General features: G+C 71.9%; 17 protein-coding genes, 5 tRNA genes and 2 pseudogenes. 8 read left to right on the forward strand and 16 right to left on the reverse strand.

Features of this window, described 5'->3' with window-relative positions:
* The first annotated feature begins 15 nt into the window (after positions 1-15).
* Positions 16-513 carry a DUF3515 domain-containing protein gene (locus OO47_RS07310; protein ID WP_030220608.1) on the forward strand — a complete coding sequence of 166 codons (498 nt, stop codon included), beginning with the start codon at positions 16-18 and terminating at the stop codon, positions 511-513.
* A gap of 42 nt (positions 514-555) precedes the next feature.
* On the opposite strand, the gene OO47_RS07315 is transcribed toward OO47_RS07310, so the two are convergent.
* From OO47_RS07315 to OO47_RS07325, 3 genes are all read right to left on the reverse strand, one after another.
* Entirely contained in the window at positions 556-1,695 is a 1,140-nt protein-coding gene (locus tag OO47_RS07315) for a D-alanine--D-alanine ligase family protein (RefSeq protein WP_030220611.1), read from the reverse strand.
* A 73-nt stretch (positions 1,696-1,768) separates the two neighbouring features.
* Positions 1,769-2,770 carry an NAD(P)H-dependent glycerol-3-phosphate dehydrogenase gene (locus tag OO47_RS07320; protein ID WP_030220614.1) on the reverse strand — a complete coding sequence of 334 codons (1,002 nt, stop codon included), beginning with the start codon at positions 2,768-2,770 and terminating at the stop codon, positions 1,769-1,771.
* Positions 2,767-3,519 carry a lysophospholipid acyltransferase family protein gene (locus OO47_RS07325; protein WP_030220616.1) on the reverse strand — a complete coding sequence of 251 codons (753 nt, stop codon included), beginning with the start codon at positions 3,517-3,519 and terminating at the stop codon, positions 2,767-2,769. Before OO47_RS07325 ends, OO47_RS07320 begins: the two co-directional genes overlap by 4 nt.
* Before the next feature lie 126 nt (positions 3,520-3,645).
* On the opposite strand from OO47_RS07325, the gene cofC reads away from it, so the two are divergent.
* Positions 3,646-4,293: a 2-phospho-L-lactate guanylyltransferase gene (cofC, locus tag OO47_RS07330; RefSeq protein ID WP_030220618.1), complete on the forward strand. Its 648-nt coding sequence runs from the start codon at positions 3,646-3,648 to the stop codon at positions 4,291-4,293.
* 10 nt (positions 4,294-4,303) lie between these two features.
* Positions 4,304-4,513 (forward strand): hypothetical protein, encoded by a 210-nt coding sequence (locus tag OO47_RS07335; RefSeq protein WP_030220621.1) that lies wholly within the window; start codon positions 4,304-4,306, stop codon positions 4,511-4,513.
* A 151-nt stretch (positions 4,514-4,664) separates the two neighbouring features.
* Here the strand turns inward: OO47_RS07335 and OO47_RS07340 are convergent, their stop codons facing one another.
* The 4 genes from OO47_RS07340 to leuC form a co-directional block, all read right to left on the reverse strand.
* Complete coding sequence (locus tag OO47_RS07340) at positions 4,665-5,366, reverse strand: HU family DNA-binding protein (RefSeq protein WP_030220624.1); 702 nt, start codon at positions 5,364-5,366, stop codon at positions 4,665-4,667.
* A 143-nt stretch (positions 5,367-5,509) separates the two neighbouring features.
* Complete coding sequence (locus tag OO47_RS07345) at positions 5,510-5,737, reverse strand: SCO5555 family protein (RefSeq protein WP_030220627.1); 228 nt, start codon at positions 5,735-5,737, stop codon at positions 5,510-5,512.
* A 104-nt stretch (positions 5,738-5,841) separates the two neighbouring features.
* Positions 5,842-6,435: a 3-isopropylmalate dehydratase small subunit gene (gene leuD / locus OO47_RS07350; RefSeq protein ID WP_030220628.1), complete on the reverse strand. Its 594-nt coding sequence runs from the start codon at positions 6,433-6,435 to the stop codon at positions 5,842-5,844.
* Positions 6,436-6,441: 6 nt separating this feature from the next.
* Positions 6,442-7,866 (reverse strand): 3-isopropylmalate dehydratase large subunit, encoded by a 1,425-nt coding sequence (leuC, locus tag OO47_RS07355; protein ID WP_030220631.1) that lies wholly within the window; start codon positions 7,864-7,866, stop codon positions 6,442-6,444.
* Between the two features lie 140 nt (positions 7,867-8,006).
* Here leuC and ndgR point away from each other — a divergent pair, with 140 nt between their 5' ends.
* Positions 8,007-8,723, forward strand: a complete 717-nt coding sequence (gene ndgR, locus OO47_RS07360; protein ID WP_005311436.1) for an IclR family transcriptional regulator NdgR — start codon at positions 8,007-8,009, stop codon at positions 8,721-8,723.
* 130 nt (positions 8,724-8,853) lie between these two features.
* Here the strand turns inward: ndgR and OO47_RS07365 are convergent.
* From OO47_RS07365 to OO47_RS07405, 9 genes are all read right to left on the reverse strand, one after another.
* A tRNA-Glu gene (locus OO47_RS07365) sits at positions 8,854-8,926 on the reverse strand.
* A gap of 18 nt (positions 8,927-8,944) precedes the next feature.
* Positions 8,945-9,016, reverse strand: a tRNA-Gln gene (locus OO47_RS07370).
* Between the two features lie 21 nt (positions 9,017-9,037).
* Positions 9,038-9,110, reverse strand: a tRNA-Glu gene (locus OO47_RS07375).
* A gap of 61 nt (positions 9,111-9,171) precedes the next feature.
* Positions 9,172-9,244, reverse strand: a tRNA-Glu gene (locus OO47_RS07380).
* Positions 9,245-9,285: 41 nt separating this feature from the next.
* A tRNA-Gln gene (locus tag OO47_RS07385) sits at positions 9,286-9,357 on the reverse strand.
* A gap of 92 nt (positions 9,358-9,449) precedes the next feature.
* On the reverse strand, positions 9,450-10,172 hold the full coding sequence (locus OO47_RS07390; RefSeq protein ID WP_030220634.1) for an HAD family hydrolase: 723 nt from the start codon (positions 10,170-10,172) through the stop codon (positions 9,450-9,452).
* Positions 10,173-10,255: 83 nt separating this feature from the next.
* Positions 10,256-11,770, reverse strand: a complete 1,515-nt coding sequence (gltX, locus tag OO47_RS07395; RefSeq protein ID WP_051716295.1) for a glutamate--tRNA ligase — start codon at positions 11,768-11,770, stop codon at positions 10,256-10,258.
* Positions 11,763-12,557 carry a fumarylacetoacetate hydrolase family protein gene (locus OO47_RS07400; RefSeq protein WP_030220640.1) on the reverse strand — a complete coding sequence of 265 codons (795 nt, stop codon included), beginning with the start codon at positions 12,555-12,557 and terminating at the stop codon, positions 11,763-11,765. Before OO47_RS07400 ends, gltX begins: the two co-directional genes overlap by 8 nt.
* A 130-nt stretch (positions 12,558-12,687) precedes the next feature.
* Positions 12,688-12,891 carry a hypothetical protein gene (locus tag OO47_RS07405; RefSeq protein WP_030220642.1) on the reverse strand — a complete coding sequence of 68 codons (204 nt, stop codon included), beginning with the start codon at positions 12,889-12,891 and terminating at the stop codon, positions 12,688-12,690.
* 569 nt (positions 12,892-13,460) lie between these two features.
* Here OO47_RS07405 and OO47_RS07410 point away from each other — a divergent pair.
* The 4 genes and pseudogenes from OO47_RS07410 to OO47_RS34740 all read left to right on the forward strand — a co-directional run.
* Positions 13,461-17,276, forward strand: coding sequence for a sensor histidine kinase (locus OO47_RS07410; protein WP_030220645.1), 3,816 nt, complete (start codon positions 13,461-13,463; stop codon positions 17,274-17,276).
* A 9-nt stretch (positions 17,277-17,285) separates the two neighbouring features.
* Positions 17,286-17,538, forward strand: a pseudogene (locus tag OO47_RS33280) (roadblock/LC7 domain-containing protein).
* A 165-nt stretch (positions 17,539-17,703) separates the two neighbouring features.
* Positions 17,704-18,108, forward strand: a complete 405-nt coding sequence (locus tag OO47_RS07420) for a DUF742 domain-containing protein (RefSeq protein ID WP_017235980.1) — start codon at positions 17,704-17,706, stop codon at positions 18,106-18,108.
* Positions 18,089-18,226 (forward strand): annotated as a pseudogene (locus tag OO47_RS34740) (ATP/GTP-binding protein); the annotation flags it as partial. The gene OO47_RS07420 and the pseudogene OO47_RS34740, both read left to right, overlap by 20 nt.

An 18,226-nucleotide genomic window follows, 5' to 3' on the forward strand; every position in this document is an offset into this window, starting at 1 on the left:
GTCTACGCTTGGCCGGTGACGTCTTCCCACCGGCCCTTCGGCCTGCCCGCCGCCGTCGCGACCGCCGTGCTGCTGCTGGCGTCCGCGGGCTGCTCCCCTTCGGGCGCCTCGGCGTCCGTCGCGGTGCCCAGCCCTCCCGCGGAGGAGGCCGCCCTCTGCCAGGCGCTGGCGAAGGAGCTGCCCGGCACCGTGGCGGGGCTGGAGCGGAGTGACCCGGAGCCCGGCTCCGAGTTGACCGCCGGGTGGGGTGACGGTGCGATCGTACTGCGCTGCGGGGTCCCCCGACCCGAAAAGATGAGCGACGCGAAGGCGCAGGGCGTCTCCGCGAACGGCGTGCGCTGGCTGCTGGAGCGGCCGGCGGGCTCCGGGCCCCGGTTCACCTCGGTGTACCGGGAGACGTACGTCGAGGTGAGTCTCGACGCGCGGTTCGAGCACGACGCGGGACCGCTCGCCGATCTCGCCGCCCCCGTGGCGGAGACGGTCCCGTGCGCACTCGAACCGGAGTGCTCCTGACGCCGCCCGGACGTGCCCGGGGGGCGGCCGGTCGCCGCTCCGCTAGCGCAGGCCCGTGGAGCGGGTCAGCGCGGCCTGGAGGAGCCGGTCGACCAGCTCGGGGTAGCTCACGCCGCTCTCCTGCCACATGCGCGGGTACATGGAGATGGGCGTGAAACCCGGCATGGTGTTGATCTCGTTGATGACGAACTCGCCGTCCTCGGTGAGGAAGAAGTCCGCGCGGACCAGGCCCTCGCAGGAGACGGCCTCGTAGGCGGCGACGGCCAGGCGCTGGATCTCGGCGGTGGCCTCGTCCCCGATGGGGGCGGGCACGATGCCGGAGGCCGAGTCGATGTACTTCGCCTCGAAGTCGTAGAAGTCGTGGTCGGTGACGGGCGGGATCTCGGCCGGCACGCTGGCGCGCGGGCCGTCCTCGAACTCCAGGACGCCGCACTCGATCTCGCGGCCCCGGACCAGGGCCTCCACGATGACCTTGGGGTCGTGGCGGCGGGCCTCCTCGATCGCCTCGTCGAGGCCGGAGAGGTCGTCCACCTTGGTGATGCCGACGGACGAGCCGCCGCGGGCGGGCTTCACGAAGAGCGGCCAGCCGTGGTCGGCGGCGAACTCCACGATCTTCTTGCGGGCGGCGGCCGGGTTCTGCTCCCACTCGCGCGGCCGGACGACCTCGTACGGGCCGACGGGGAGGCCGAAGGAGACGAAGACCCGCTTCATGTACTCCTTGTCCTGGCCGACGGCGGAGGCGAGGACGCCCGCGCCGACGTACGGGACGCCGGAGAGCTCCAGGAGGCCCTGGAGGGTGCCGTCCTCGCCGTACGGGCCGTGGAGCACCGGGAAGACCACGTCGACCTCACCGAGGGCGCGCGGCACGGCGCCGGGCTCGGCCAGGACGACCTCGCGGTTGGCCGGGTCGACGGAGAGGACGACGCCGCCCTGCTCGGACTCGGCGAGGTCCGCGACGTTCGGCAGGGCGCGGTCGGCGATGGCCATGCGCTCCGGGGCGTCGGCGGTGAGCGCCCAGCGCCCGTCCGTCGTGATGCCGATGGGCAGCACGTCGTACTTGTCCCGGTCGATGGCGCTCAGGACGGCGCCGGCCGTGACGACGGAGATGGCGTGCTCGGAGCTGCGTCCGCCGAAGACGACGGCCACGCGCGGCTTGCGGAGGCTCTGGGTGTTCTCGCTCATATCGCGATGAGGGTACCTTGCGGTTCCCGAACTCCTGAGCGCCCCGCCGCGCGCGCGTCCGGGTCGCCCGGGCTCAGCGGCGTTCGGGCTTCGCGGAGCGCGACATGAGCTCCTTGAGGGCGACGACCGGGGGCTTGCCCTCGTGGACGATGGAGACGACGGTCTCGGTGATGGGCATGTCGACGCCGTGGCGGCGGCCCAGATCGAGCACGGACTCGCAGGACTTGACGCCCTCGGCGGTCTGCTTGGTGGCCGCGATGGTCTCCTGGAGGGTCATCCCGCGGCCGAGGTTGGTGCCGAAGGTGTGGTTCCGGGAGAGCGGCGAGGAGCAGGTGGCGACGAGGTCGCCGAGGCCCGCGAGGCCGGAGAAAGTGAGCGGGTCGGCGCCCATGGCGAGGCCGAGCCGGGTGGTCTCGGCGAGGCCGCGGGTGATCAGCGTGGCCTTGGAGTTGTCTCCGAGGCCCATGCCGTCCGCGATGCCGACGGCGAGGCCGATGACGTTCTTGACGGCGCCGCCGAGCTCGCAGCCCACCACGTCGGTGTTGGTGTACGGGCGGAAGTACGGGGTCAGGCAGGCGGTCTGGAGCCGCTGGGCGACCGTCTCGTCGACGCAGGCGGCGACGGCGGCGGCGGGCTGCCGGGCGGCGATCTCCTTGGCCAGGTTGGGGCCGGTGAGAACGGCGACGCGCTCGGCGGGGACGTCCGCGACCTCGGTGATCACCTCGCTCATCCGCTTGGCGGTGCCGAGTTCGACGCCCTTCATGAGGGAGACGAGGACGGTGTCGGGGGCGAGGAGCGGCGTCCAGGCGGCGAGGTTGCCGCGGAGCGTCTGGGAGGGGACGACGAGGACGGTGAAGTCGGCGTCCGCGGCGGCCTCGGCCGGGTCGGCGGTGGCCCTGACCGCCTCGGGGAGTTCGACCCCCGGCAGGTAGTCCGGGTTGGTGCGGGTGGCGTTGATCTCCTCGGCGAGTTCGGCGCGGCGGCCCCAGAGACTCACCTCGCAGCCCGCGTCGGCGAGCACCATGGCGAAGGCGGTGCCCCAGGATCCGTTGCCGAAGACGGCTGCCTTGGTCACTTGGTGCCCCCTTCGGCGGCCTTGCGCCGCTGTTCCAGGCGGGCCCTGCGGTGGTCGTACGGTTCGGCGGGCGCCTTCTCGCCGCGGACCTCCTCCAGGAGGGCGGTGATGGCGGCCATGATGGTCTCGGTGGCCTCGCGGAGGACCTCGGGCGTGGGTTCGAGGCCGTGGAAGCGGGAGAGGTCGACCGGCGGTCCGGCCTGCACGACCAACGTCTTGCGGGGGAACAGCCGGAGCTTGTCCTCCTTGGCGTACGGCGGCATCGCCAGGTTCGCGCCCCACTGGGCCACCGGGATGACGGGGGCCTTGGTGAGCAGCGCGACGCGGGCGGCGCCGGTCTTGCCGGCCATGGGCCACACGTCGGGGTCGCGGGTCAGGGTGCCCTCGGGGTAGAAGGCGACGCACTCGCCGCGCTCGATGGCGTCGACGGCGGCGCGGAAGGCGTCGAGCGCGTCGGTCGTCTCGCGGTAGACGGGGATCTGGCCGGTGCCGCGCAGCATCGTGCCGACGAAGGAGCCCTTGAAGAGGGCGGCCTTGGCGAGGAAGCGCGGGACGCGGCCGGTGTTGTACTGGTAGTGCGCGTAGGAGAGCGGGTCCAGGTAGGAGTTGTGGTTCACGGCGGTGATGAATCCGCCGTCGGCCGGAATGTGCTCCATGCCGCGCCAGTCCCGCTTGAACAGAACCACCAGGGGGGGTTTGGCGATGACCGCCGCGAGGCGGTACCAGAAGCCGATTCTGCGGCGGGGCACGCGGACACCTTTCTCCGGGACGGGCTGGCAGGGGGTCAGTGTCGCCCCATGCTGCTGCTCTGTCGAGTGACACCGTACGCCCCGGCCCCTCCGGCGGACCGCACGGGCGGGACAGAATGGTCCGCGATGAACACCGATGCGGACGACGGCTGGTCCCTCGTCGTACCCCTGAAGCCCCTTGCCGTGGCGAAGAGCCGGCTGGCCGCGGCGGCGGGCGCGCGGCTGCGCCCCCGGCTCGCGCTCGCGTTCGCCGAGGACACGGTGGGGGCGGTGCTGGAGTGCGTACGGGTGCGGGAGGCGGTGGTCGTCACCGACGACCCGGCGGCCCGCGAGGTCCTCGCGGCGCTGGGCGCGCGGGTCGTGCCGGACGCGCCGGCGGCGGGGCTCAACGCGGCGCTCGCGCACGGGGCGCGGGCCGTGCGGTCCCGGCGGCCGCACGCGCGCGTGGCGGCGCTCAACGCGGACCTCCCGGCGCTGCGCCCGGCGGAGCTGGCCCGGGTCCTGGACGCGGCCCTGGCATTTCCTAGGGCTTTTCTCGCGGACGCCGCCGAAATCGGTACGACATTCCTCTCGGCCGCTCCGGGAGTGGAATTGGCGCCGGCATTCGGGGGCGCGTCGAGGCTGCGGCATTTGTCGTCGGGGGCGGTGGAAATCCGGCTCGCGGGGGTGGATTCCGTACGCCGGGACGTGGACACCGGGGAGGACCTGGCGGCGGCCCGGGAGCTGGGGCTCGGCCCGCGGACGGCCGCCCGGTGGCTGCCGGCGGCCGGATAGGCTGCGGTCCATGCAGGCGACCGCGTACACGTACGACCCCGAGACCCGCAGCGGCAGCGTGCTGCTCGACGACGGCACCCCGGTGGAGTTCGGGGCGGAGGCCTTCGAGGCGGGCGGGCTCCTGCTGCTGCGGCCGGGCCAGCGGGTGCGGATCGAGACGGAGCCGGGCGGCCCGGGGGGCGGCCCGCGGATCACGCTGGTGACGCTCCAGACGTTCTAGGGCCTGACCCGCCGGACAGGCCCTAGGGGCCCGCCGGGGCCTGTCCGACCCTGATCCGTCGGACGGGCCCCGGGCCTTCCGGGCCCGTTCGACGCGCCGCGGGCCGGGCTCCCCGAGGGGAGCCCGGCCCGGCGGATCGTTCCCGCACGTCCTACTTCTTGGCGGCGGTCTTCTTGGCGGTGGTCTTGCGCGCCGTCGTCTTCTTGGCGGGCGCCTTCGTCGCCGTGGCCTTCTTCGCGGCCGGTGCGGTCTTCTTGGCGGCCGAGGTCTTCTTGGCGGCGGCGGCCGTGGTGGTCTTCTTCGCGGCGGCGGAGGTCTTCTTGGCCGCGGCGGTGGTCGCGGTCTTCTTCGCCGGGGTCGCCTTCTTGGCGGCCGCCGTGGTGGTCTTCTTCGCGGGGGTCGTCTTCTTCGCGACGGCCGCGGTGGTCTTCTTCGCCGGGGTCGCCTTCTTCGCGGCGGCCTTCTTGGCGGTGGTGGCCTTCTTGGCGGCGGCCTTCTTGACCGTCGCGGAGGCACCGCCGGTGAGGCTGCCCTTGGGGGCCTTCTTGACGGAGACCTCGCCGCCCTTGGGGAGCTTCTTCGAGCCGCTGACCAGGTCCTTGAAGCCCTGACCGGCGCGGAAGCGGGGGACGGAGGTCTTCTTCACGCGGACCCGCTCACCCGTCTGCGGGTTGCGGGCGTAGCGGGCCGGCCGGTCGACCTTCTCGAACGAGCCGAAACCCGTGACGGAGACCCGGTCGCCGGCGACCACGGCACGCACGATGGCGTCGAGCACGTGGTCGACGGCTTCGGCGGCCTGCTGGCGACCGCCCATCTTGTCGGCAATCGCTTCTACGAGCTGCGCCTTGTTCACGTCTTCCCCTTCGGAGACATTGCCAGAACGAAAGTGTTCAAGCTTTTTCGCACGTTAGGCATGTATATACCGCAAATCAAACACGAAACGGGCTAATCACCCTAGTGCCGCAACGCGGAAGAGCCGTTGCGGAGTTCCTGGTGTCAGTCGTCCTCTGGGAATCGGCCCTCGTCGAGGTCCTTCATCAACCGGCCGAGACGCGCTGCCGCGTCCTTGAGATCGTGCTTCGCCGCGGCCGTCACGACCAGCAGCTTCCGGGACAGCGCCATCCTTACGCCCTCCGGGACTTGCAGTGAGCGCACCCTTGTGTGCGCTTCCTTCAATCGGGCGGCGACTGCCTCGTAGAGCTCGAGTTGGCTGTCGCGTTCCATGCACCGATTGTGCCATCTAGGGCGAGTTGTCGCCCGACAGGGGCTCAACAAGCGACTGCGCCCCCCACCGGAGGGTGGGGGGCGCAGTCGTGGAAAAGCGCTGCTCAGACCGTAATTGTACGGGGTTTGAAGGAGGGCCTGGCAGCCTCGTAGGCCGCGATGTCGGCTTCGTTCTGAAGGGTGAGGCTGATGTCGTCGAGTCCGTTCAGGAGACGCCAGCGGGCGTTCTCGTCGAGCTCGAAGTCGGCGTCGATCCCGGCGGCCAGGACCTTGCGGCGCTCCAGGTCGACGGTGACCTCGGCGGTCGGGTCGGCCTCGGTCAGCTCCCAGAGCGCGTCCACCGTCTCCTGCGGCAGGACGACGGTCAGCAGGCCGTTCTTCAGCGAGTTGCCGCGGAAGATGTCGGCGAAGCGGGAGGAGATCACGGCCTGGAAGCCGTAGTTCTGGAGCGCCCAGACGGCGTGCTCGCGGGAGGAGCCGGTGCCGAAGTCGGGGCCGGCGACCAGGACCGTGGCGCCCTGCCGCTCGGGGCGGTTGAGGACGAACTCGGAGTCCTTGCGCCAGGCCTCGAAGAGGCCGTCCTCGAAGCCGTCGCGGGTGACCTTCTTCAGCCAGTGCGCGGGGATGATCTGGTCGGTGTCGACGTTGCTGCGGCGCAGCGGGACGGCCCGGCCGGTGTGCGTGGTGAAAGCTTCCATGGTTCCTCAGACTCCCGCGGGCGTGGCGGCGTCGGACAGGTCGGCCGGGGAGGCCAGATGGCCCAGTACGGCGGTGGCGGCGGCGACCTGGGGCGAGACCAGGTGGGTGCGGCCGCCCTTGCCCTGCCGGCCTTCGAAGTTGCGGTTGGAGGTGGACGCGGAGCGCTCGCCGGGGGCCAGTTGGTCGGGGTTCATGCCCAGGCACATCGAGCAGCCCGCGTGCCGCCATTCGGCGCCGGCCTCCTTGAAGACCTTGTCCAGGCCCTCCTCGACGGCCTGGAGGGCGACCCGGACGGAGCCGGGGACGACCAGCATCCGGACGCCGTCGGCGACCTTGCGGCCCTGGAGGAGGTCCGCGGCGTTGCGCAGGTCCTCGATGCGGCCGTTGGTGCAGGAGCCTACGAAGACGGTGTCGACCTTGATGTCGCGCAGCGGCTGCCCGGCGGTCAACCCCATGTACTCCAGGGCCTTTTCGGCGGCGAGGCGCTCCGAAGCGTCTTCGTACGAAGCCGGGTCGGGGACGTTCGCCGAAAGCGGGGCGCCCTGGCCGGGGTTGGTGCCCCAGGTGACGAACGGCGCCAGGGTGGCGGCGTCGATGACGACCTCGGCGTCGAAGACCGCGTCCTCGTCGGACCTCAGGGTCTTCCAGTACGCGACGGCGGCGTCCCAGTCCTCGCCCTCGGGGGCGTGGGCGCGGCCCTCCAGATAGGCGAAGGTGGTCTCGTCGGGGGCGATCATGCCCGCGCGGGCGCCGGCCTCGATCGACATGTTGCAGATGGTCATCCGGGCCTCCATCGAGAGCTTCTCGATGGCGGAGCCGCGGTACTCCAGGATGTAGCCCTGGCCGCCGCCGGTGCCGATCTTCGCGATGATCGCCAGGATCAGGTCCTTGGCGGTGACGTCCTCGGGCAGCTCGCCGTCGACCGTGATGGCCATGGTCTTCGGGCGGGCCAGCGGCAGGGTCTGGGTGGCCAGGACGTGCTCGACCTGGCTGGTGCCGATGCCGAACGCCAGCGCGCCGAAGGCGCCGTGCGTGGAGGTGTGGGAGTCGCCGCAGACGACCGTGGTGCCGGGCTGGGTCAGGCCCAGCTGGGGGCCCACGACGTGGACGACGCCCTGCTCGACGTCGCCCAGCGGGTGCAGCCGGACGCCGAACTCGGCGCAGTTCTTGCGGAGGGTCTCCAGCTGGGCGCGGGAGACGGGGTCCGCGATCGGCTTGTCGATGTCGAGGGTCGGGGTGTTGTGGTCCTCGGTGGCGATGGTGAGGTCGAGGCGCCGCACCTGCCGGCCGTTCTGGCGGAGGCCGTCGAAGGCCTGCGGGCTGGTCACCTCGTGCAGCAGGTGCAGATCGATGAAGAGGAGGTCGGGCTCGCCCTCGGCGCGCCGGACGACGTGGTCGTCCCAGACCTTCTCCGCGAGTGTCCTACCCATCGCTTTCCCTCCGGCCGACGTCTGCGCCGGCACAACTAGAGACCCGTTTCGCGGGCCGTTGTGCGGCCGCCTCACCAGAGTGACAAGTTCCTCGGGAAATTGAACTTGCGTTTCACAGAGTGAGACGCGAATATCGTTGCATGGACAACTCTAGCGGCGTAGGCGTTCTCGACAAGGCAGCCCTTGTCCTGAGCGCCCTGGAGTCCGGTCCGGCCACCCTCGCAGGACTGGTCGCGGCGACGGGACTCGCACGACCCACGGCACATCGTCTCGCCGTGGCACTGGAACACCACCGGATGGTGGCGCGTGACATGCAGGGCCGGTTCATCCTCGGACCGCGCCTGGCGGAGCTCGCCGCCGCGGCCGGCGAGGACCGCCTCCTCGCGACCGCGGGCCCGGTGCTGACGCACCTGCGCGACGTCACCGGCGAGAGCGCCCAGCTCTACCGGCGCCAGGGCGACATGCGCATCTGCGTGGCGGCGGCCGAGCGGCTCTCGGGCCTCCGGGACACGGTCCCGGTCGGCTCGACGCTGACCATGAAGGCCGGCTCGTCGGCGCAGATCCTGATGGCCTGGGAGGAGCCCGAGCGGCTGCACCGCGGCCTCCAGGGCGCCCGCTTCACGGCGACGGCCCTGTCGGGCGTGCGGCGCCGCGGCTGGGCCCAGTCGATCGGTGAGCGGGAGCCGGGCGTGGCGTCCGTCTCCGCGCCCGTGCGCGGCCCTTCGAACCGCGTGGTGGCCGCCGTGTCGGTCTCGGGCCCCATCGAGCGCCTGACGCGCCACCCGGGCCGCATGCACGCCCAGGCGGTCATCGATGCCGCCGCCCGCCTCTCCGAGGCGCTCCGCCGCAACGGCTGACGCCTCCGCCCCTCCCCGTTCGTCCCGGCCCACCGCTTCAACGCCGCAGCGGTGGGCCGGAGTTGTGTCCGGCCCACGGCTGGGGACAGCGAAGAAGCCCTCCCCCGAAGGGAAGGGCTTCTCCTGTGCGTACCCCCGACCGGATTCGAACCGGCGCTACCGCCTTGAGAGGGCGGCGTGCTAGGCCGCTACACAACGGGGGCAAGATCTGGGATGATCCGCTGGCCTACCTGGACTCGAACCAAGACTAACTGAACCAGAATCAGTCGTGCTGCCAATTACACCATAGGCCACTGGTGGTTTAGACCAGTTAGTACCCCCGACCGGATTCGAACCGGCGCTACCGCCTTGAGAGGGCGGCGTGCTAGGCCGCTACACAACGGGGGCCCTAGCGATCCTGCATCGGGTTCACCGGGAGCTACCCAAGTGATCCCGCGGGAAGGATCTGTACCCCCGACCGGATTCGAACCGGCGCTACCGCCTTGAGAGGGCGGCGTGCTAGGCCGCTACACAACGGGGGCTTTGTGGATCACTGTCCACGGTTGCAGATGAGCTCTGCGAGCTGGCCTACCTGGACTCGAACCAAGACTAACTGAACCAGAATCAGTCGTGCTGCCAATTACACCATAGGCCACCGGGGCAACCTCCCCACCAGGGGGATCTTGCTCGGCTTGCGCTTTCCGGGTTCTTGCCTTTCGGCTTGCTCCCCTCGGCGCAGGAAGAACATTACCCGAAGGTGGACTGCGCTCCAAAACGGGTATCCCCGCGCAGCAGGTCGGGGAGCTGGCTCAGCTCCGTGATCCGCTCGAGCTCGGGCCGGCCGCCGGTGTCCGCGCGGTCCAGCCAGACGCCCATGAGCCCCGCCTCGGCCGCGCCCCGGGCGTCGATGTCCGGCTGGTCCCCGACGTACGCCACCTGGTGCGGGGGCAGGCCGAGGGCGGCGCAGGCGGCGTGGAAGGCCTCCGGGGCGGGCTTGGCCACGCCGAGCTCGGCGGCGCACAGAACGGTCTCGAAGCGGTCCCGGATGCCCAGGACGCGGAGCTTGCGCTCCTGGTTGCGGATGCTGGAGTTCGACAGGACCGCGTGACGGTAGTCACGGGCGAGCAGGTCGAGCACGGGCACGGTGTCGGGGAAGAGCGCCCAGGCCGCCTCGTAGTGGACGACGTACCGGTCGAACCAGGCGTCGGCCTCGTCCGGGGTGAGCTCCGGCCGCCCGAGGAAGTCGCGGACCCGGTCGCGCCGCCGGTCCAGGAAGTCGCCGCCCTCCCGCTCGAAGCGGCGCCAGTGGAGGACGGTGAGCTCCCGCCACCGGTCGAGGGCCGCCTCCGCCGAGCCGAACTCTTCGAGGAGCCCCTCGGCCGCGAGGTGGCCGCGCATCCCGGCCGTGTCGGCGGTGGCGTAGTCGAAGATCGTGTCGTCGATGTCCCAGAGGACCGCCCGGATGCCCATGGGGCCACGGTACCGGCGACGGGGGCACGCCGGAGGGCGGCGACCGTCTCCGGTCGCCGCCCTCCGGTGCGCACGGGTGCCGGTTACGCGGCGAGCTTCGCCAGGGCCGCGTCGATGCGGGCCAGGGTCTTCTCCTTGCCCAGGATCTCCAGGGACTCGAAGAGCGGCAGGCCGACCGTGCGGCCGGTGACCGCGACGCGGACCGGGGCCTGGGCCTTGCCGAGCTTGAGGCCGTGGGCCTCGCCGGCGGCCAGGACGGCGTTCTTGAGGGACTCGGGGTCGCTCCAGTCGGCGGCGTCGAGCTTCTCGCGGGCGGTGGTGAGCAGGGCCGCGGGCTCGCCCTTCATCGCCTTGTCCCACGAGGCCTGGTCGGAGACCGGCTCGGGCAGGAAGAGGAAGTCGACGTTGGCCGTGATGTCCGAGAGGACGGTCAGGCGGGTCTGGGCGTGCGGCGCGACGGCCTCCCAGGCGGCCCGGTCGAAGTCCTCGGGCGCCCAGGGGGCGTGCGGGGCGCGCAGCCAGGGCTCGCAGGCCTCGGCGAACGCCTTCACGTCCAGCCTGCGGATGTGGTCGGCGTTGATCGACTCGGCCTTCTTGAGGTCGAAGCGGGCCGGGTTGGCGTTGACGTCGGCGATGTCGAACCTCTCCACCATCTCGGGGATCGTGAAGAGGTCCTGGTCGGCGGAGAAGGACCAGCCGAGCAGGGAGAGGTAGTTCAGCAGGCCCTCGGGGAGGAAGCCGCGCTCCCGGTAGAGGTTGAGGGAGGCCTGCGGGTCGCGCTTGGAGAGCTTCTTGTTGCCCTCGCCCATCACGTACGGCAGGTGGCCGAAGGCGGGGATCTCCTTGGCGACGCCCAGCTCGATCAGCGCCTTGTAGAGCGCGATCTGGCGCGGGGTGGAGGAGAGCAGGTCCTCGCCGCGCAGGACGTGGGTGATCTCCATCAGGGCGTCGTCGACCGGGTTGACCAGGGTGTAGAGCGGGGCGCCGTTGGCCCGGAGGATGCCGTAGTCCGGCACGTTCTCCGGGGTGAAGGTGAGCTCGCCGCGGACCAGGTCGGTGAAGGTGATCGGCTCGTCGGGCATCCGGAAGCGGACGATCGGCGTGCGGCCCTCCGCCTCGTACGCGGCCTTCCGCTCCTCGGTGAGGTCGCGGCAGTGGCCGTCGTAGCCGGAGGGGCGGCCGGCGGCGCGGGCGGCCTCGCGGCGCTCGTCGAGCTCCTCGGTGGTGCAGTAGCAGGGGTACGCGTAACCGCCGGCGACCAGCTTGTCGGCGACGTCCTTATAGATGTCCATCCGCTGCGACTGGCGGTACGGCGCGTGCGGGCCGCCGATCTCCGGGCCCTCGTCCCAGTCGAGGCCGAGCCAGCGCAGCGAGTCGAGCAGCTGCCGGTACGACTCCTCGGAGTCGCGCGCCGCGTCGGTGTCCTCGATGCGGAAGACCATGGTGCCCTGGTTGTGCCGGGCGAAGGCCCAGTTGAAGAGGGCGGTGCGGACCAGGCCCACGTGGGGGTTGCCGGTCGGCGAGGGACAGAAACGGACGCGGGGGGGTACCCCCTGCTCGAGCGAAGTCGAGAGCTTGGGGGAGTTCGCGTTAGCCACGCTTGATCACCTTATTGGTGAGAGTGCCGATGCCTTCGATGGTGACGGCGACCTCGTCGCCGACGTTGAGGGGGCCGACCCCGGCCGGGGTGCCGGTGAGGATGACGTCGCCGGGGAGCAGGGTCATGGCCTCGGTGATGTGGACGATCAGGTCCTCGACGGAGCGGACCATGTCGCTCGTGCGCCCGAGCTGGCGCTGCTCGCCGTTGACCGTGGCCTGGACGGTCAGGTCGCCGGCCTGCGCGAGGCTCAGGCCGGTCTCGACCCAGGGGCCCAGCGGGCAGGAGGTGTCGAAGCCCTTGGCGCGGGCCCACTGGTTCTCGCGCTTCTGGACGTCGCGGGCGGTGATGTCGTTGGCGCAGGTGTAGCCGAAGATCACGTCCTGGACGCGCTCGCGGGGCACCTCGCGGCACATGCGGCCGATCACCACGGCGAGCTCGGCCTCGTGGTGCAGCTCGTCGGAGAAGGAGGGGTACTCGATGGCGTCGCCGGGGCCGATCACCGAGGTGGTGGGCTTGAAGAAGGCGACGGGGGTCTCGGGGACCTCGTTGCCGAGTTCGGCGGCGTGCTCGGCGTAGTTGCGGCCGATGGCCACGACCTTGTTGGGGAGCACGGGCGGCAGGAGCCGTACCTTGCTCAGCGGGACCTTGGTGCCGCTGAGTTCGAAGTCGGTGTACGGGATGCCCTTGATGATGTCGAGGACGAGGCCGCCGGACTCGGCAGGTCCCTCGCCCTCGACGGCGCCGAAGGCCACATTGCCGTCGATGGAGAATCTGGCGATGCGCACGAGTGCTGTCGCCCCTCACTTGGTACTGGCTGGAGTCTGACGCTCCAGGCTAACGCGGCGAGGGGCCGCCGAACGGCGGTGTGCGGGCGTACGGGCCGGTGGGAGCGGGCCCGGGGCGGCGGGGCGTCCGTCAGCGGGCGACCGTGGCGTACGGGGCGGGCTCGTACGGGGCCGGGGGCTGCATGAGGACGGTGCGGCGCGGGTTGGCCGTCCGGCCGGGCAGCTCGACCGCGTACTCCGGCTGGGCGCCCCGGCCGAGCTGTGCGGCGTCCACGAGGTGGACGAGGGTGGAGCGGCGGGGGTTGGCCGTGGTGCGGAGCGTCGTCTTCTTCATCGCGGTGATCAGACCTTGTTCCGGGACGGGCGCCCGTGCGGGCGCGTAAGGGGCGTAAAGCGTCAGGCTAAACATGGGATTCCCTTCGAATGCATGGCTAAGACACCGAACAGCGTGTGAGTTTGCTCACCAACGGCGGTAGATTCCCGGCATTACGGACAGTGGCCAGCCGCCACGGAAAGGGACATTCCGCCACTGAATGCTCTATTCCGCTCCTGATCATGTCGACTGGGACACACGGGGATGCCATGGCATTGGCGCGGAAAAGTCCGAATCCTCCATGATCATCTTCTACATGGGGTGACGCGCCGTGCACGCGTTGTCATAGCCTTCCCGGCACGACACGCGGCCCTTGTTGGAGATCCGGCACTGTGCTGGAATTCCCGCACCGCCGCGGGTTTCAAGCCGGCGCGCAGGGGCGCAACGCAGCGCCGGCCGAGTGGCGGGACGAAGGGGGAACTGCGCCGGTCACCGACGACCACCTGGGGTGCTCCACGCATCCCGATCGACACCGACACCGTCCTCTCCGTTCACCCGGAAGGACGCCTGGTCCAGAGGTTGCGACGCTAGTGCAGGGACGTTTCAAGAGGGATGGCTCGGGGTCTCCCCAGGCCCGCCAGGGCCGAGCGGATGCTCCGGCGGAGCAGGAACCGCGCGCCGGGACCGACCGCGGTCCCTCGGCCCCGCGCACCCCGAACCAGGGTCAGGGACCGTCCGGCGAGGGCGGTGACGGCGGCCGTCGCGCGGGCGCCGGGACCTCCTCGTCCGAGCCGTCCGCCGCCGCCCCCACCCCCAAGGGCAAGGCCGAGAACGAGGTCGGCCCCCGAATAGCCCTTCGCAACTGGCGCATCTCCACGCGCCTGGTCGCGCTCCTCACCCTCCCCGTGGTCGCGGCGACCGCCCTGGGTGGCATCCGCATCAACGAGTCGCTCCAGGACATGGAGCAGCTCGACCACATGCAGCTGCTCACCAAGCTGACCCGTGAGGCGACGGACCTCGCCAAGGCCCTCCAGGCCGAGCGCGGCCACTCCGCCGGCCCGCTGGCCAACGGCCGCCCGGTCAGCGACTACCAGGTCGCCAACCCGCGCCGGAAGACGGACCTGGAGCTCAAGGCCTTCCTCTCCGCCACCGAGGAGATCTCCGCGGTCGAGGGCGACGAGGCGCTGCGCAGCATCCGCCAGAACGTCAGCCAGATCGCCTCGCAGGTCACCGAGCTCCACTCGATCCGGGGCAGCGCGTACAAGAAGGACGTCTCCAACTCGGTGACGGTCGAGGCGTACAGCCGTCTCATCCGCTCGCTCCTGAGCCTGTCCCAGGACATGGCGCAGGCGACCAGCAACCCCGAGATGATCAAGCGGACCCGCGCGCTCGCCGCGTTCTCGTCCGCCAAGGAGTACGCCTCCGTCCAGCAGGCGATCATCGCGGCGGCGCTGCCCCCGAGCGACCGGACCCGCGGCACGATCGTCCAGGGCGACCGGCTGTACGGCGAGGCCGCGCTCAACAGTGAGGACGACGAGCTCAAGTCCTTCCAGGCGATCTACAAGTCGTCCGGCGGCGACGCCGACGACCTGACCTCGGCCCTGAACCGGGGCAACCCGTCGATCACCGCCGCCGACAAGTACGCCGAGCGCGTGCTGACGACGGAGAACGCGATGGGGTCCGCCCCCCGCGGTCACCTGAACTTCACCGACGAGTACGACACCAAGATCAACGCCATGGACCGCATCGAGAGCATCCTGCTCGGCGACATGGAGTCCATGGCCCGTGAGCTGCGGCAGGATTCGCAGCGCGAGGCCATCATCAACGGTGCGCTGATCCTGCTCGTCCTCGGCGTCTCCCTCGTCGGCGCCTTCGTCGTGGCGCGGTCCATGATCCGCTCCCTGCGCCGCCTCCAGGACACCGCGACCAAGGTCGCCCAGGAACGCCTGCCCGAGCTGGTCAAGCAGCTCTCCGAGTCCGACCCGCAGGACGTCGACACCTCCGTCGAGTCCGTCGGCGTGCACTCCCGGGACGAGATCGGCCAGGTGGCCGCGGCCTTCGACGACGTGCACCGCGAGGCCGTCCGCCTCGCCGCCGAGCAGGCCCTCCTCCGGGGCAACGTCAACGCGATGTTCACCAACCTCTCGCGCCGCTCCCAGGGCCTCATCCAGCGCCAGCTCTCGCTCATCTCCGAGCTGGAGTCCCGCGAGGCCGACCCGGACCAGCTCTCCTCGCTGTTCAAGCTCGACCACCTCGCGACCCGTATGCGCCGGAACGGCGAGAACCTCCTCGTCCTCGCCGGCGAGGAGCCGGGCCGCCGGTGGACCCGCCCGGTCCCGCTGGTCGACGTGCTCCGCGCCGCCGCCTCCGAGGTGGAGCAGTACGAGCGCATCGAACTGGCCGCGGTCCCGGCGACCGAGGTCGCCGGCCGGGTCGTCAACGACCTCGTGCACCTCCTCGCCGAGCTGCTTGAGAACGCCACCTCGTTCTCCTCCCCGCAGACCAAGGTCCGGGTCACCGGTCACGCGCTGCCCGACGGCCGGGTCCTGGTCGAGATCCACGACACCGGCATCGGCCTCTCCCCCGAGGACCTCGCGGCGATCAACGAGCGGCTCGCCTCGCCGCCCACCGTGGACGTCTCGGTCTCCCGCCGCATGGGCCTGTTCGTGGTCGGCCGCCTGTCCCTGCGACACGGCATCCGCATCCAGCTGCGCCCCTCCGACTCGGGCGGCACCACCGCGCTCGTCATGCTCCCGGTCGACGTCGCCCAGGGCGGCAAGAAGCCCATGCCCAAGCCGGGCGCGGGCGGCCAGGGCGCGATGCCGCCGGGCGCCTCCGCCCCCGGCGGCCGGCTCCCCGCCGGTCCCGGCGCGGCCGGCGGCCCCGGCGGACGTCCGGGCCAGGGCGGCGCGCCGTCCTCGGCGGCCGGGCGCCTCGGCGCCGGTGCCGGTGCCGCGCGCGGCCAGGTCGGCGCGGGAAGCGGCCCCCGGGCCGCGCTGCCCGCCCGCGACGGCGCCCCGCTCGCCGGCGGTCCGCAGGGCGCGCCGCAGCAGCGCACCCCGCAGCCGCAGAACGCCCAGCTGGAGCAGACCGGCCGACTGCCGCAGGTCCCCCAGGACCCGCAGGCGCCCCAGGCCCCCGAGGCCCCGCGCCCGGGCGGTGGCGGCCTCATCGGCGGCGCCGCGAGCGCCATCCCCTCCCGTACGGACGTGTGGGGCAACCAGGGCGGCCCGCAGGCCGGTCCCGGCGCGCAGCGGCAGGCGCCGCAGGGCGGCGGGTACGACTTCCCGCGCGCCGAGCTGCCCGGCGGCCCGCAGCAGCCCCAGCAGCCCCAGCAGCAGCGTCCGCAGGCCGCGAGCTGGGGCAACGAGCAGGCGCAGCAGCAGCCGGTGCGGCGTCCCCAGCAGGAGATGTCCCCGCTGGACGCCCCGCGCGGTCACGAGGACCCGGAGTCGACGGGCCGGTTCGCGGCCCCGCAGGGCCCCGGCTCCACGGGCCAGTTCCCGCGCCCCGACTTCGGTGCCCCCCAGGCCCCGCAGCAGCAGGTGCCCCAGCAGCCGCAGGTCCCGCAGGGGTACCAGGGCGGTGCGCAGGACCCGGCGTCCACGGCGCAGTTCCCGCGCCCGGACTTCGGCGTCCCGCAGGGTCCCGGCTCCACGGGCCAGTTCCCGCGCCCCGACTTCGGCGCTCCGCAGGCCCCGCAGCAGCAGGCGCCCCAGCAGCCGCAGGGCCACCAGGGCGGCCAGCAGCAGCAGTTCGGCCGGCAGCCCTTCGCACCGCAGCCGCAGTCCCAGGTCCCGCAGCCCCCGGCGCCGAGCCGGCGGACCGACGGGAACGACTTCGGCGCCCCGCGTCCGGCCGAGCCGGGTCGGCAGCAGCCGCAGCAGCCCCAGCTCCAGCAGCCGCGCCGTCCGGAGGCCCTGCCGCCGGCGAGCAGCGGCGCGGGCGACGGCCGCACGCCGCTGTACGACAACCTGGAGACCAACTGGTTCCACCAGGACCAGGCGGCCCAGCAGGCGCAGGCCCAGGGCCCGGCGCAGACGGGGCAGACCCCGCTCGTGCCGCGCTCCTCCGCCCCGGCCCCCCGCCAGGGCGACCAGAACGGCGGGGCCGCCTGGCGGACCTCGCCCAACGACGAGCTGGTGCGCCAGGCCGAGCGGGTGCGCAAGCCCGCGGCCGGCGGCGTCACCACCTCCGGCCTCCCCCGGCGCGTGCCGAAGGCCAACCTCGTACCCGGGACCGCCCAGGAGCAGGCCCACACGGCCGGCCCCCAGGTCTCGCGTGCACCCGACGACGTCCGCGGCCGGCTCACCAACCTGCGCCGCGGCATTCAGCAGGGCCGTCAGGCCGGTAACTCGACCACGGGTAATCACCACCTCGGTCCGAACCATCAGCAGGAGCGTTAGTTGAACGCGATGAGCCAGGCGGCGCAGAATCTGAACTGGTTGATCACCAACTTCGTGGACAACACCCCCGGGGTGTCCCACACGGTGGTGGTCTCCGCCGACGGACTCGCAGGTCTCGGACGGCTCCTCGCTGGCCGTGCTCGCCCACCCCGAGTGCGACATCGGCCTCGTGGGCTACGAGATGACGCTGCTGGTCGACCGGGCCGGCAGCGTGCTCACCCCGGACCTCCGCGCGGAGCTCCAGGGCAGCCTGCTCCACTAGTGACGGGATCCGCACCCGGACCTCCCGATCCCCGTACCGAATGACCGACAGGGCGGTACGCCCCTCCGTACCGCCCTGGAAACCGTTCACCGTCCGGCCGCCCCACCCGGCCCCCCACCGGCCCCATCAGACGGCAGAAGTCTTGCTGTCACGCCCGGAGGATTCATGACCCCGCCCCCCGCCTCTCACGATCCGTACGGCGCCTCAGTCGACGAGTACGGGCACGAGGGCGACCAGCCGCTGGTGCGTCCGTACGCGATGACCGGCGGCCGGACCCGGCCGCGCTACCAGCTCGCCATCGAGGCGCTGGTCAGCACCACGGCCGACCCGGCGCACCTCGCCACGCTGCTCCCCGAGCACCAGCGGATCTGCCACCTGTGCCGTGAGGTCAAGTCGGTGGCCGAGGTGTCGGCCCTCCTGTCGATGCCGCTCGGCGTCGCCCGGATCCTCGTCGCCGACCTGGCGGAGGCCGGCATGGTGGCGATCCACCAGCCGGGCAACGGAGAGACCGGCGGCACGCCGGACGTGACTCTGCTCGAAAGGGTGCTCAGTGGACTTCGCAAGCTCTAACGGCGGCGCGGCCCGTTCGACCACCAGCGCGAAGATCGTGGTGGCGGGCGGCTTCGGCGTGGGCAAGACCACGTTCGTCGGCGCGGTCTCGGAGATCAACCCGCTGCGTACCGAAGCC

The sequence above is a fragment of the Streptomyces bikiniensis genome, from assembly GCF_000716625.1.
Classification (GTDB): domain Bacteria; phylum Actinomycetota; class Actinomycetes; order Streptomycetales; family Streptomycetaceae; genus Streptomyces; species Streptomyces bikiniensis.

Coding starts and splice junctions, on each gene's coding strand:
- OO47_RS07315 (WP_030220611.1), bottom strand. CDS start 1,695: ATGAGCGAGAACACCCAGAGCCTCCGCAAGCCGCGCGTGGCCGTCGTC.
- cofC (WP_030220618.1), top strand. CDS start 3,646: ATGAACACCGATGCGGACGACGGCTGGTCCCTCGTCGTACCCCTGAAG.
- OO47_RS07335 (WP_030220621.1), top strand. CDS start 4,304: ATGCAGGCGACCGCGTACACGTACGACCCCGAGACCCGCAGCGGCAGC.
- OO47_RS07345 (WP_030220627.1), bottom strand. CDS start 5,737: ATGGAACGCGACAGCCAACTCGAGCTCTACGAGGCAGTCGCCGCCCGA.
- leuD (WP_030220628.1), bottom strand. CDS start 6,435: ATGGAAGCTTTCACCACGCACACCGGCCGGGCCGTCCCGCTGCGCCGC.
- leuC (WP_030220631.1), bottom strand. CDS start 7,866: ATGGGTAGGACACTCGCGGAGAAGGTCTGGGACGACCACGTCGTCCGG.
- ndgR (WP_005311436.1), top strand. CDS start 8,007: ATGGACAACTCTAGCGGCGTAGGCGTTCTCGACAAGGCAGCCCTTGTC.
- OO47_RS07390 (WP_030220634.1), bottom strand. CDS start 10,172: ATGGGCATCCGGGCGGTCCTCTGGGACATCGACGACACGATCTTCGAC.
- OO47_RS07405 (WP_030220642.1), bottom strand. CDS start 12,891: ATGAAGAAGACGACGCTCCGCACCACGGCCAACCCCCGCCGCTCCACC.
- OO47_RS07420 (WP_017235980.1), top strand. CDS start 17,704: ATGACCCCGCCCCCCGCCTCTCACGATCCGTACGGCGCCTCAGTCGAC.